Origin of the sequence: Sporomusa aerivorans, assembly GCF_041428895.1 — a bacterium.
Taxonomy (GTDB): domain Bacteria; phylum Bacillota; class Negativicutes; order Sporomusales; family Sporomusaceae; genus Sporomusa; species Sporomusa aerivorans.
Map to the genome: position 1 here is coordinate 4,167,916 of NZ_CP156926.1, position 13,629 is coordinate 4,181,544.

The 13,629-nt window shown below is 46.4% G+C and carries 17 protein-coding genes; all 17 read right to left on the reverse strand.

The features are described 5' to 3' along the window. Window positions 1-27: 27 nt before the first annotated feature. Window positions 28-1,860 carry a penicillin-binding protein 2 gene (gene mrdA, locus SATMO3_RS20170; RefSeq protein WP_371371529.1) on the reverse strand — a complete coding sequence of 611 codons (1,833 nt, stop codon included), beginning with the start codon at window positions 1,858-1,860 and terminating at the stop codon, window positions 28-30. 29 nt (window positions 1,861-1,889) lie between these two features. Then, entirely contained in the window at window positions 1,890-2,384 is a 495-nt protein-coding gene (gene mreD, locus SATMO3_RS20175) for a rod shape-determining protein MreD (protein WP_371371530.1), read from the reverse strand. Next, window positions 2,381-3,292 carry a rod shape-determining protein MreC gene (gene mreC, locus SATMO3_RS20180; RefSeq protein WP_371371531.1) on the reverse strand — a complete coding sequence of 304 codons (912 nt, stop codon included), beginning with the start codon at window positions 3,290-3,292 and terminating at the stop codon, window positions 2,381-2,383. The genes mreD and mreC overlap by 4 nt, the downstream gene beginning before the upstream one ends. A 71-nt stretch (window positions 3,293-3,363) precedes the next feature. Next, a complete protein-coding gene (locus SATMO3_RS20185) occupies window positions 3,364-4,398 on the reverse strand; it encodes a rod shape-determining protein (protein WP_371371532.1) in 1,035 nt (344 codons plus the stop codon). A gap of 36 nt (window positions 4,399-4,434) precedes the next feature. Continuing rightward, window positions 4,435-5,124, reverse strand: a complete 690-nt coding sequence (gene radC / locus SATMO3_RS20190; RefSeq protein WP_371371533.1) for a DNA repair protein RadC — start codon at window positions 5,122-5,124, stop codon at window positions 4,435-4,437. Then, the gene (locus tag SATMO3_RS20195) at window positions 5,121-5,690 is read right to left on the reverse strand and encodes a nucleoside triphosphate pyrophosphatase (protein WP_371371534.1); all 570 of its coding nucleotides are present in this window, start codon (window positions 5,688-5,690) and stop codon (window positions 5,121-5,123) included. The genes radC and SATMO3_RS20195 overlap by 4 nt, the downstream gene beginning before the upstream one ends. An 11-nt stretch (window positions 5,691-5,701) precedes the next feature. Then, window positions 5,702-5,992, reverse strand: coding sequence for a DUF4321 domain-containing protein (locus SATMO3_RS20200; RefSeq protein WP_371371535.1), 291 nt, complete (start codon window positions 5,990-5,992; stop codon window positions 5,702-5,704). A gap of 146 nt (window positions 5,993-6,138) precedes the next feature. Next, window positions 6,139-6,669 (reverse strand): Gx transporter family protein, encoded by a 531-nt coding sequence (locus SATMO3_RS20205; RefSeq protein ID WP_371371536.1) that lies wholly within the window; start codon window positions 6,667-6,669, stop codon window positions 6,139-6,141. A gap of 2 nt (window positions 6,670-6,671) precedes the next feature. Next, a complete protein-coding gene (locus SATMO3_RS20210) occupies window positions 6,672-7,055 on the reverse strand; it encodes a NusG domain II-containing protein (protein WP_371371537.1) in 384 nt (127 codons plus the stop codon). Between the two features lie 105 nt (window positions 7,056-7,160). Next, window positions 7,161-8,018 carry an RnfABCDGE type electron transport complex subunit B gene (rnfB, locus tag SATMO3_RS20215; RefSeq protein WP_371371538.1) on the reverse strand — a complete coding sequence of 286 codons (858 nt, stop codon included), beginning with the start codon at window positions 8,016-8,018 and terminating at the stop codon, window positions 7,161-7,163. A 28-nt stretch (window positions 8,019-8,046) separates the two neighbouring features. Beyond that, a complete protein-coding gene (locus tag SATMO3_RS20220) occupies window positions 8,047-8,625 on the reverse strand; it encodes an electron transport complex protein RnfA (RefSeq protein WP_371371539.1) in 579 nt (192 codons plus the stop codon). Further along, window positions 8,625-9,296, reverse strand: a complete 672-nt coding sequence (gene rsxE, locus SATMO3_RS20225) for an electron transport complex subunit RsxE (protein ID WP_371371540.1) — start codon at window positions 9,294-9,296, stop codon at window positions 8,625-8,627. The genes SATMO3_RS20220 and rsxE overlap by 1 nt, the downstream gene beginning before the upstream one ends. Before the next feature lie 11 nt (window positions 9,297-9,307). Beyond that, window positions 9,308-9,883: an RnfABCDGE type electron transport complex subunit G gene (locus SATMO3_RS20230; RefSeq protein WP_371371541.1), complete on the reverse strand. Its 576-nt coding sequence runs from the start codon at window positions 9,881-9,883 to the stop codon at window positions 9,308-9,310. A 6-nt stretch (window positions 9,884-9,889) separates the two neighbouring features. Next, window positions 9,890-10,864, reverse strand: coding sequence for an RnfABCDGE type electron transport complex subunit D (locus tag SATMO3_RS20235; RefSeq protein ID WP_371371542.1), 975 nt, complete (start codon window positions 10,862-10,864; stop codon window positions 9,890-9,892). A 12-nt stretch (window positions 10,865-10,876) separates the two neighbouring features. Further along, window positions 10,877-12,202 (reverse strand): electron transport complex subunit RsxC, encoded by a 1,326-nt coding sequence (gene rsxC / locus SATMO3_RS20240; protein ID WP_371371543.1) that lies wholly within the window; start codon window positions 12,200-12,202, stop codon window positions 10,877-10,879. Between the two features lie 52 nt (window positions 12,203-12,254). Next, on the reverse strand, window positions 12,255-12,674 hold the full coding sequence (locus tag SATMO3_RS20245; RefSeq protein WP_371371544.1) for a SoxR reducing system RseC family protein: 420 nt from the start codon (window positions 12,672-12,674) through the stop codon (window positions 12,255-12,257). Between the two features lie 381 nt (window positions 12,675-13,055). Beyond that, the gene (locus tag SATMO3_RS20250) at window positions 13,056-13,604 is read right to left on the reverse strand and encodes a hypothetical protein (RefSeq protein WP_371371545.1); all 549 of its coding nucleotides are present in this window, start codon (window positions 13,602-13,604) and stop codon (window positions 13,056-13,058) included. Between the last annotated feature and the right edge of the window lie 25 nt (window positions 13,605-13,629).

Consider the following 13,629-nt stretch of genomic DNA (forward strand, 5'->3'; position numbering starts at 1 on the left):
CTGACTCCTTTATGTATGGCTGACTATTTATAGCGCTGTCTGCGGCCGACGGATAATGGCTGAGTCGGCCGGAGTCTGGTTGATATTAAAAGCGGCTTCCATAACCTTTTTAGCAATGGGTACTGCTGAAGATGCGCCAAAACCGCCTTGCTCCACGACAATGGCCACGGCAATACGCGGATCCTCATAAGGACCATACCCCACAAACCAGCCATGATCATGCCCATGGGAATTTTCCGCGGTTCCTGTCTTGCCGGCGATGGCAACGGGAAAATCACCAAATGCCTCAGTAGCGGTGCCGCCTTCCTGGGCAACATCTCTTAGTGATTCGCGGATAAGATTCAGCGTACTGTCTGAAATGCTTACCTGACCGACCTCTTCAGGTGCAAATGTTTTAATAACTTGGCCATGCGGGTCAGTAATTTTGCTGACAAGATTCGGTTTGTAGCGGTGACCGCCGTTGGCAATTTCACTAATTATTACGGCCATTTGCAGGGGAGTGGCTAATTGAAACCCTTGTCCGATAGCTGCATCGAAGGTTTCTGACAAATACCATTCTTCCTCGTATACCTTTGCTTTGTAACGCCGGTTAGCCACCAGACCTTCCGATTCCCCTTGCAGATTGATGCCGGTAACGGTTCCCAGGCCAAACATGCGGGCATACTTTTCTAAGTTGTCAATCCCCAGACGGTTGCCCATTTCATAGAAGTAGACGTTATCAGACTTGGCCAGCGCTTCGCGAAAGTTAATCCAGCCCAAAGCCTCACCGCCTGCATTCCTCTTGGGAATAATCCAGTGTGTGCCGGTATCTAAGATTTTCTCCGCTGGCGTAACCTTACCCAGTTCTAACGCCGCCGCACCGGTAATAATTTTAAAAGTCGAGCCCGGCGGGTATTCGCCCGAAATAGCTTTGTTATCCATTGGGTGGTATGGATTTTCGTTAAGCGCCTGCCAGTCCTTGGCAGAAATTCCGCCATTAAACAAGTTGGGGTTAAAGGTAGGCCGGCTTACCATAGCCAGCACTTCCCCGGTTTTCGGGTTTAAGACAACGGCGGCAGCCGCTTTGGCTTTGGTAAACTCAGTTTTGCTCTGCAAGTAAGCAAGCTGCTCGTCAATAGCCGCCTCGGCCGCTTTTTGTATCCTCTGGTCAATAGTTAAAATGAGATTGTGTCCTGGTACCGGGTCTTTCTTGCCAATTACCTGCACTGGCCGGCCGCTGACATCGACTTCGACCTGATTGCCGCCGTCGACGCCACGTATCTCCTTGTCGTAAACTTTTTCCAAACCAAATTTGCCAACAATGTCGCCAGCTTTATATCCATCTGTTTTGCGCTTCTCAAGTTCGACATCATTGATTTCACTCACATAGCCAAAAATATGGGCGGCCAGCTCGTTGTTAACATAGTTTCTAAGTGGTTGGATTTCGATAACAACCCCTGGCAGTTCGGAGCGCCGTTCCTCAATTTTAGTAACAATATCGGGACCAACATCGGTCTTCACCCGTATAGGCTCAAACGAACCTGTATGCTGGGATAATTTTGTTTTAATCTCCATGACATTTACATTAAGAATACCGGCCAGCTTATTAATGACTTCATCTGGAACCGGTCCGCTTATCGGCAGTAAAGAGACTGTAAAGCCCGGCCGGCTGGACACCATGGCTACCCCGTTCCGGTCATAGAAAATTCCCCTGGGAGCCATGATGGGAATAAGTCTGATTCGGTTGCCGTCGGCCAGCCGCCCGTAATATTGACCTTGAGCCATTTGCAAGTAACCCAGACGGCTTATTAACGCAATAAAAATAAAAATAATGATCAGACTTAAAATTTCAAGTCTGCCATTGAACCGCTTAGCGAGCATCCGACAACCTCCTTTCGAGAATAACCTGTTTAAAACTGACTGCGGTTACCGAAAGTAATCCGGTATATAAGCCTATGGATAGGGATACAGAATAAAATATTGTAGCCCAATGTCGGCAGCATCTGATTTCTCAACATGGAAATAAACTCAATTTTATAGCCCAACAGCAAAAGCAGCGCCTGCGTAACTGCGCTGTTTAAAAACGTAGCTATAATAATGGCTAAAACCGGCAAAACAACACTTTCTTTGAATACTTTTCGTTCAGCTAAGCCGGCAAGATAACCAATAGCCATTTTCGATAAAGTATTTAAGCCGAAAATATTACCTGATGCAAAATCCTGGATAATCCCGGCAAAAAAACCAATACCGGTTGCCTGCTCACGTCCGGCTAATAATCCGCAAGCCACAACAAGAGTCAGGAGTATGTCAGGTTTGCCGCCACCAGTAAAAATCAGCGGCAGTAAAACAGCCTGGACGGCGATAGTGATAATAAGCAACCCAGCCCAGACGAGTAACATTCTCATCGTCCTGCCCCTTTCGGCTGTACTGGCTGCTGGGTTTGCCCAGGTGCAGTCTGGGCAGCGGGCTGCTGCGGTACAGGAATTGGTTCACGCGAACGGACAATAACCAATACTTCCTCTAGTCTATCAAAATCCACCGCTGGCTTCAAGACGGCATATTTTAGCAATCCACCTTCTTCGTTAACCACATCAACAACTTCACCTACCAGAAGTCCTTTGGGGTATATGCCGCCGAAACCAGAGGTAATAATTCTATCACTCTTAATAATATCGGCATCCCGAGCAATATTAACCATGTGCGGTGTCAGCGGATTCGAACCGCTCCCTTCCACAATGCCTGCAACCCGCGACTCCGGACGCTGTACCAAACAGCCAACGGCACTCCGCGGGTCCAAAATAAGTTGTACCTTGGCAGCATTATTATAGACATTCGTCACACTGCCGACAAGTCCCTGGGCTGTTACTACGGGCATATCCTTAGCGATACCGTCAGCGGCACCGCGGTTAATAATAATTATGCTGGTCCATGTTCCTGGGTCACGGGCGATTACTTGCGCAGAAACAAAATCGAACTGCGGCGCCGCTTTCTTATATTCAAGCATAGTCTTCAACCGTGCATTCTCCGCCAAAATTTCTGTTACATTTACATCGTTTTGGCGCAGTTGGGCAATCTCGGCTTTAAGGGTCTGGTTATCCCGGTATACTGTCATAATCCCGCCGGTAAATGTTCCTGTCTGACGTATACCATAACCTACTTTGCTTAACACATATTCAACCGGCGTTAACAATGTCACAACTATCCGTTCTACAAAAGCAAACTGGTATTTACCCTGGGCAATTGTACTGGCCAGCAAAAAGACGGTAAGTACCGCCACTGCAAGAATAACCGCCTTTTTGTGAATGAATCGCACTTTCCGGGCTCCTTCCTTACACAAATTCTGGCAGTTGGCTCACCTAGCCAACTGCCTCCTGGTTAATCAATCTAATTAAGTTTTTTGGGAGTCATTAATACCCGTTTCAACAAATCTATGCTTTCCAAAGCACCGCCAGTACCTGCTGCAACACAGGAGAGCGCATCTTCTGAAATATGTACAGGCATGCCTGTTTCCTTGTTGAGCAATATATCGAGTCCTTTTAAGAGCGAACCGCCACCTGTCATGACGATACCGCGATCCATGATATCAGATGCCAGTTCGGGCGGAGTCTTCTCCAGCGTTACCTTGACTGCTTCGATAATGCCGGCTACCGGTTCGCTTAATGCTAACTGCACTTCACTTGCTTTAATTATCAAGGTTTTGGGCAATCCTGTCACCAAATCACGGCCACGCACATCCAGCTGGACGTCGTCCTTCGGCATAATAGCCGAACCAATCTTGATTTTTACTTCTTCGGCAGTACGTTCACCAATCATCAGGTTATAAGTGCGTTTTATATATTGAACAATGGCTTCATCCATTTCATCACCGCCGATACGGATCGAACGGCTGGTAACAATCCCTCCCAGCGAAATTACTGCTACTTCCGTGGTACCGCCACCGATGTCGACAACCATATTCCCTGTTGGTTCATGAACAGGCAAGCCTGCGCCAATAGCTGCCGCCATCGGCTCTTCAATCAAATAGGCTTCCCGCGCTCCCGCCTGGATGGTGGCATCAATGACTGCCCGTTTTTCGACCTCAGTAACTCCGGAAGGCACACCAACTATGACCCGCGGCCTGATAAAGGACTTGGAATCCATGGACTTCCTGATAAAATACTTGAGCATAGCCTGCGTAACATCGAAGTCGGCAATGACGCCGTCTTTTAGCGGCCGAATGGCAACAATATTCCCAGGTGTGCGGCCGATCATCTGCTTGGCTTCTTCGCCAACGGCCAATACCTCGCCAGTGTCACGCTGAATAGCGACTACCGACGGCTCCCTGAGAACAATTCCTCGGCCTTTAACATGTACCAACGTATTGGCAGTACCGAGATCTATACCCATGTCACGTGACAGTGAACCAAACAAATTAAACATAAGCTTTATTAGCTCCCTTCGTTCGATTAAAACCTATTATATTATTCCCTTTTCCTTAAAACTAACATACTTGCCATCCCCGATTATTACATGGTCAAGTACAGAAATATGGAGCAGATTTCCCGCCTCCACCAGTTGCCTTGTTAATAAAATATCCTCCTGGCTAGGAGTTGGGTCACCGCTCGGGTGATTGTGTATTAAAATTACAGCCGCTGCACTATAACTAATAGCTTCCCGGAACAATTCCCGCGGATGTACGATGGAAGCGCTTAAACTGCCAACAGATACAATTACCCGGGCAATGACATGATTCTTGGTCGATAACAGCAGAGCCATAAAGTGTTCTTTAGCTTGATACCTAAGCTCGCTCATTACTAAATTAGCTGCATCCTGCGGGCTTTTAATGACAGGACGCTCACCTGGTTCCTGATGACATACTCTGCGTCCCAGTTCAATACCGGCTACTACGGAAACGGCCTTTGCCAAGCCCACACCAGCTGTCTTGCTTAATTCCTGCGGCGTTATACTGGCAAGCCCCTTGAGTTCGTACTTAGATAAAATTTGTTCGGCAAGGCGACTTACCGGCATATTTTGCTTGCCGGTACGCAGGAGAATGGCTAACAACTCGGCATTACTAAGGTTTTGAGTACCTTTGGCCAGAAGTTTTTCCCTCGGCCTTTCTGTCTCAGGCAATTCTTTCATCATCAGCAGCTTGTCCACCGTCATAGTAGTTCTACTCCTACCTGACTCAATAATTCTGCCAATGTGCCAAGCGGCAGACCTACCACATTGTTATAGCAGCCGTGAATCCCCTCCACAAGCAATGTTCCCTTGCCTTGAATGGCATAAGCTCCTGCCTTGTCCATAGGTTCACCGGTGGCTACATAGCGTTCAATTTGTTTACATGACAACTGGCGAATTTTAACAGTTGTCGTGCAAAAACCGGTAACAATCTGCTGCCCCTTAACTACCGCTACCCCGGAAATAACTGTGTGCTCTTTACCGGAAAGAGTAGTCAGCATTCGGATGGCATCTTCTCTATCTACAGGTTTGCCGAAAACCTTATCCTCTAAAACAACAATAGTGTCTGCACCTATAACAATGGCATTTTTCGAGCAACGTTTACTTACGTCAATTGCTTTATCACGCGCATGAGCCACTGCCAAATCACATGGCGGCATGTCCTTTGTATTATCCTCTTCAAAATCACTGACAACAACTTCGAAAACAAGTCCAATTAGTGACAACAATTGCTGACGCCGGGGTGATGATGATGCCAAAATAATTTCCATGCTGCAACCTCCTAAAAACGGCGAAAGAGCAGGACAGCCGCTATAATTCCCAATATACTCATCAAATTGGGGTATAAGGCAAAGCCAATTACCAGTTTGATAACATATAAATTAATAGCTACCGGTGGCACATCAAATACCGGAAATGGTTTTATGAGATAGGGCGCAACACCGGAGAGCAGGCTGGAACTAGCGGCAAGTTCGCCTAAAATGCCACCGACAACAGCCCCGGTAATTAAAAACAAGGCCATCATTCCCATGCTTTTTCCAGATGAACTGCTTCTTTTCGTGCCGGTTTTCACCAAACAGACCTCCTCAAGTTCCAATAAGGAAACACGGCCTCAGTCGAGCATTTGTTAAAGCTGGAAGCCGATGTTATCCTTATCCAGGCGTACTTTCTATCAGGAAAAAAAATCCTTGCGCCTATACAAGGACCTTATTAATTTGCCTAATCAGTATTTCGGATTTTAAAACCAAACATAGCCGGAGATTTGGCAACCAGATAATTGGCGGCCAAACCGGTAAACAAGCCGGTTGGTATGGCAAACAACAGTAAATAAGGCAAATACCATAATAATCCCGCACTGTCGACTAACGCGGCGGCGAGAAGTATTTGCGCTGTATTGTGGGTGACTGCTCCTGCTACACTAACACCGACAAGCGAAAACGCTTGACTGTAGTTCTGCCGGAAATAACCCATAACAAAAATACTACTTATCGCTCCGCCCATACTCATAATAAACGCCGGCCCCAATAAGGAACCGCCGAATAATGAGCCGACTAAAACACGGGCCACAGCGATATAAACAGCTTCTTTACAGCCGAACATAAGGATCGCCAGCAGTGAAATGATATTTGCCAAACCCAGTTTTGCCCCTGGAACCGGAACCGGTAGCGGCAACCAGCTTTCGACAATGTGTAACGTCGCTGCCATAGCAACCAACAAAGCCAACAGTACCATGCGTTTAGTCTTCATCATGGTTACCTCACAATATCGTCAACTTCGGCAGGACGATCAGATATCACTTTAACGACAACCTTATATGGCAGACAAACAATTTGCTGCGGCGGAGTGCTTATCCATCCTGTCTGCACGCAGATTTGGTCATGACAGTCAGCTTCCCGAATTCGCACGCGCCCGTCCTTATATTCGATGATATTAAACCCGCTGTTGTCGCCAATTTTGAATTCGCCGGAATACCCTGGCTGTAACCGGATAGTTTTAACAACCTTACCGTCAACCGAAATAACTGCTGAACTCTGTCCCTGCCTGTTAGCCGATAGATAATACATATTAAGGCCAACCCCTAATAAAGCTGCTAGCAGCAGGGCAATAACCATTTTTTTGTCAGCGTATGTAAGCATAAGTTGTCACCTTGCTCATATTCTATTATATTTTACATTAAAATACCCGTTTATGCAAATAAAAGAGGAGGGCAGACGCCCTCCCTTTCCAGTTATATTTCGGTATTAAGCTACAATGTTCTCCGTCCCGGGAACTATTCCCAGCACGGCCTGCCGAATAGCTTTTGTCGGGCATTTAGCCAGGCAGGCAGGATTATCACATTTTTCCATACATACCTTGGCATCCACGACAGCCAGATTACTATCCATCTTAATAGCGCCATGCGGGCATTCCTTCACACATAAGGTACAGCCAATGCATGCCGCACTGCAAGCTTTTTTGGCAACAGCACCTTTATCATGGGAATTGCAGTTAACACGCACATGGGCGCCAATCGGCATCATGGCAATAACTTTTTTCGGGCAGACTGTTTCGCACTTAGCGCAGCCGGTACACTTCTCGGGATCAATTATCGGCAAGCCGTCTTCACTCATCGTCATGGCTCCGAACGGACATGCTTTGACACAGGTCCCCAGTCCCAAACAGCCATATTTGCAGCTTTTGGGGCCACCGAACAGCAAATTCGCAGCCATACAGTCCTGTATGCCATCGTACTCATTGGCTTTAACTGCCTTGGCATGTGTGCCGGCGCATTTAACCTGGGCAATTCGCGGCTCAATGGCCGCCGCCGCCTTACCGGTTAATTCCGCTACCAGTTTGGCCACCGGTTCCTTACCGGGCGTACAAAGGTTAGGCGGAACATCGGGGTTATTAACAACGGCTTCGGCATAATTCATGCAACCAGCATAACCACAAGCGCCACATTGTCCTTTTGGTAATACGTCTTCCACAACATGTATCAGCGGATTAATCTCAATAGCCATCTTTTTATTGGCAAAGGCCAGGATAAGTCCAAACAGAATCCCTAAGCCTGTCAAAACTGCGACTACCATTAATGAGTGTTGAAGTACTCCATGTTCCATTTATTTCTCACTCTCCTTTCAGTTAGGCTTATAACGGAATCATGCCTGAAAAACCAAGGAAGGATAACGCCAGCATACCGGCCAGCACAAAGGCAATTCCTAAGCCCTGTAACGTCTTGGGAACATCAGCATACTGAAGCTTTTCCCGCAGGCTGGCCATGAGTATGATTGCCAATGCAAAGCCTACCCCTGACCCAAAGGCGTTGACAACGCTTTTTATAAATCCGTAGTTTTCAGTGGCGTTAATAAGCGGAACACCTAAAATTACACAGTTGGTCGCTATTAACAGCAAGTATATACCCCACATCTCATACAGGGCAGGTGCATATTTCTTGATGGCAATTTCCAAAAACTGCACGCATCCGGCCATCAGGAGAACAATCACAACAATTTTGAGGAACATTAAGTCATAGGGGACAAGTATAAAGTGATAAACAAGCCAGGCAAGAGCCGAGGTTACTGTAAGAATAGAAGCGACAGCCATGCCCATGCCGACAGAGGCGCTAAGGCTTTTGGATACTCCGAAGAAAATACAGAGACCCAGAAAGCGAGTAAGCACGAAGTTATTAACAATTACCGCGCCCATAAACAAAGTAAAATATTCCATTATACAGCCTCACTCCTTTGCCCAGTAAGCTGTGATGCCGCTTTTGCCTTCAGCGCGGCTTGCTTATCCTGATATTCACCGATAACATTAAACATTCCTATCATTAACCCAATTACCAAAAATGCTCCGGGTGCAAGAATCATAATCATCGGTCCGTTATATGTCTCAGGAAATACCTGCAAGGCCATCGAGGTTCCGCTTAAAAGCATCCCGGTACCAAACAGCTCGCGCACTGCACCGATAAATACCATTGCCAGCGCAAAACCGGCGCCCATCCCGAGACCGTCAATGGCAGACGGTATTACGCCATTTTTCATGGCAAACACTTCTGCCCGGGCCAGGATGATAGCAAAAACCACCACTAGTTCGAGGTACAGACCCAACTCTTTGTATATGGAAGGAGCATATGCTTCCAGAACCAGAATTGTTAGCGTTACGATGGTAGCAATGCTGGTGATAAACACCGGCACACGCACTTTAGGGTTAACAAGATTTTTGATTAACGAAACAACAATATTATTGGCGGTAATAACTGCCGTGACACAAATGCCCATGCCAAAGGCGTTAAAAACAGTGGAAGTAACCGCCAGCGCCGGACAGAGACTTAACGCAAGGCGGAATATCGGGTTCATTTCAAAAATACCTTTTTTAAATATTTCCCAGTAATTCATATTCACTCACCTCACTTCTTCTGACTGGCTGAATATGCGGCAACAGCTTCCACAGCTTCCTTTATGCCGTTAGTAACAGCCCGGGATGTAATCGTTGCGCCAGTGAGCGCTTGGATATTTTTATCGGTAGGCACTTTGACAACAACCATATCCTTGGGCTCTTTATCAGTAAACTGCTTACGGAATTTCGGCTCCACCATTTTATCACCTAGCCCCGGAGTCTCGGCATGCTTCAGCACCTTAAAATCCATGGCCTTGCCATCTGTGGTTACAGCAGCAAGCATTTCAATTTTACCGGCATACCCCTTGCCGCTGGCCGGCACTATATAGGCTACAACGTTGCCGCCTTTTATGGCTTGATACCAGCCCTCTTTGCCATCTATGGCTTTAAATGTCTCAGCATCTTTAACTAATTCCTTCATCGCATCGTTTTTCGCCTTAACGCGTTGCGCGGCCGCAGCCGGCTCAGTGATGGCATATGCCCCGGCGATGATAACCCCGGAAAAAAAACAGGTTATGGCAAGATTCAGCGCAATTTTCAATACACTGTTATTTTTGTCATCGTGTGCGTGTGCATCATGTGCCATAGTCGTTTACCCCCTTGCCCCAAATTTCGCAGGCTTAACCAAAAGGTCGATAAGCGGCGTTACACAGTTCATAAGCAGTATTGCGTAGCAAACACCTTCCGGATAACCGCCTAACAAACGGATTAGAACAGTCAGAGCGCCTGCCCCCACCGCAAAGATAATCTGGCCCTTAACGGTAATAGGAATAGTTACCATATCAGTAGCCATATAAAACGCACCCAGAATAAGTCCGCCAGACATCATATGCAAAATGGGATCATGCCCGAAGGCAGCGGTTAAAATACCGACAGTACCAATCATAAATACCGGAATTTGCCACTTAATATATCCGCGGTATATTAAAAACAGACCACCAAGAATCAGGAGTATAGCAGATGTCTCTCCCATACTGCCGCTACGGGATCCAATAAATAAAGCTTTGTACATTTCAACCTTGTCACCAAATATTGCAACAAGCTTCTCATACCCCTGCAGCTTGAGAATGCCAAGAGGAGTAGCCGAAGTCACACCGTCTATTTTGCTGCTCATTTCCGGCCATGTAGTCATTGCTACAGGCCAGGAAGCCAACAAAATGGCACGGCCGACTAAAGCCGGATTAAATATATTGTATCCGAGACCGCCCATGGTGTGTTTAGCCACTGCAATTGCGGCAATAATGCCAAAAGCCGGCATATACCAGGGTAGAGTTGCCGGGATATTCATAGCCAGGAGCAAACCGGTCAGAAAAGCACTGCCATCATTAACAGTAACCGGTTTATTTTGCCACTTTTGAATAAGGTATTCTGTCGCCACGGCAAACACTATACAGATAATCATAGTAGTTAAAGCCGGCATACCAAAACGATATATTGAGAATAGAGCAGCAGGCGCTAATGCCATATTAACGGCCCACATAATTTTGGCTATCGACTCATCGCACCGGATGTGCGGTGATGCCGAAACTGTTAAAGTCCCAGCGTCAAGTTTTATTTCTGCACTCATACCGCCCACCTCCTATTTCTTCTGCGCAGCAGCTGCTGCCGCGTTTTGCGCTTTGGATAATTTAATATAATGAACAATATTGCGTTTTGCCGGACAAACATATACACAGGAACCACATTCTACACAATCCAGCAAGTTATATTCCTCTTTGGCAGTAGCAAAAACGCCCCGTTCCCCCAGAATGCTCAGCATACTGGGTACAAGCCCCATCGGACAGGCGTCAACACAGCGCCCGCAGCGAATACAGGGCTGTTCAGGACCAACATTTACGTCGGCTGAACTTAAAGCCAAAATACCCGAAGTGCCTTTAATTACAGGAACATCGAGTGTTCGTTGGGCCATTCCCATCATCGGGCCACCCATAATAACTTTCACCGGCTGCTCCGTGAAACCGCCACAGATAGCGACTGCCTGCGCAAAAGTTGCGCCAATCCTCAATAAAATATTTTTGGGTTCCTGTATCGCGCCGCCAGTTACTGTGGCTACACGTTCAATCAAAGGAATACCCTTTTCTACGGCATCGGCCAAAGCCACCATAGTGCCTACGTTTTGCACGACAGTGCCTACGTCCATGGGCAGGCCGCCGGAAGGGACCTCACGGTCCAAAATAACTTTAATGAGGGTTTTTTCCGCACCCTGCGGATATTTGGTCTTAAGCGGTATTACTTCGATGCCGGTACCAGCACAGGCTTTGCGCATAGTATCTATGGCATCAGGTTTATTTTCTTCAATTCCTATATACCCTTTATTTACGCTGAGAATCTTCATAGCAATCTTCATGCCGGTAACAATACGCTCGGTCTGCTCAAGCATAACTCTGTGGTCGGCTGTCAGGTACGGCTCGCACTCTGCTCCGTTTAAAATAAAAGAATCAATTGGTTTTTCCGGCGGCGGCGACATTTTTACATGGGTAGGAAATGTCGCGCCCCCCATGCCGACAAGACCGGCAAGACGAACAATCTCTTTTAATTCTTTAACATCAAGCGACTGCCAATCGCGGTTTAAGGGCAAGCCTGGGGCCCATTCATCCTGACCATCGCTTTCAATGACAATAGCTTGGCAGGTGCCAAAAACAGGATGAGGATACTCAGCAATTTCCACCACTTTACCTGATGTTGAGGCATGGATGGGGCTGGCGACAAAGGCCTGTGCCTCAGCTACAACCTGGCCTTTTTTGACCAAATCGCCCACCTTGACTACCGGTGCGCAGGGCGCTCCAAGATGTTGTCTGGTAGGAATGATGACTTTTTGCGGTATTGGCGCCACTTCTATGGCTTTTGCAGCCGTATACCGTTTGCGGTCGTCGGGATGAACCCCGCCGCGAAAGCTTTTTGCCATACTTTCACTCCTTTTGCTTGGTACAAGTTTAATCGCCTATCATAAACCCGACTTATGACAATATCCGGGTAATTACCGGCCTCATTTTGTCATTAGCCCTGGCATTGCGATCAAAATACTTAATATAAACGATAGATAAAACAAATGCCAAAAATCCCCCGCCAATTTGATACCACACCGGGTTGATGGCCTGTTGCTCATTGGCTAGAAAACTGCCGGCAAAAGCTCCGGCTAAAATCATAACGAGCGGCAGAATATAAACAATAAAGGCAGCTTTGAGCATATTAACTTCTTTAACTTCAAGAGCCACCCGCTGCCCTCTTTGGGCTCCCACCGGGTTAAGTGCATCCACTACGATGGCGGTATTTCCCGGGCAACTGCCGCAGTTTTCACAGTCGCTATGACGGCTGGCCTTTACCTTAGCCATCCCGCCGGCGGTCTCCAGCACAATGCCTTCCTGCTCCTTTGTCATTTATGATTCCTCCCTGGTAGGACAAGGGATGTCAATTATCCCTGTTTTGCGTAAAACATGTTATATATTCGCGCAAAAATAGAAAATTTCCTTTCAATTCAAACAAATTACTTTTTTCACTTCTTTTTTCGCGAATATGTGTCCGTATATTTTAAAAATTCCAACTGTATTTACAATACCAGATTTTGAAAAAAATTACTATAGTTTTTTTGTGAAATTTTGTACAAAATCTTAATAATTACATTGTCTCTTTATAAAGAAAGCCTTTCGGACAATATTGTAATGTTCGAAAGGCTTTTTACTAATCCTAATTATACATATTTTTAAAAAAAGTTCAAAATTTAAAAATTGCTTGTATTTATAGTTTTTACCATTATCCGTTTATTTCGCCTCCTGGTCTTTGGTTATTACATCTCTAATGACTTGTTCCTCCGGAACTACCTTGTCAGGTAATTTTGCCTGCAAAGCTGTTAATAAGGCTTGGCCCGGCTTAAAATAAAAGCGCCTGTTCTCCATTTTTCCCTTAACCCCGGATACGGTATATGCCAAAGTCCAGACATCCCGGCTATCCAGTGCCGAGTTAAAGCGATAGGTCCGGCGAAATTTAATGACGCCGATAAGTTGCGGTTTATAACGATACACACCAAATATATCGCGGTACGGAACTTCATGAACCACTTGCCCCAACAAGCTATGCTTGGTTAGTCTGAGAGCTTTTTTATCCAACTCGTAAGTGTATTTGGCAGTCATACGCTCAATGAGAACAAATAAAACCATAGCTTCAGACATTAACTCCACCGGCTGGAATAGCGAATGCGCAATCCACTTGTAAAGCGAAAAAATGACAAGAGCCGCAAAAACAGCAGCGGCTATTGTCATAACAATAAGGTTCTTTCTGCTGGCCTCTGACTTTACTACTACTTTTTCCAATGTAACTCCAATCCTCCGTAAAAAA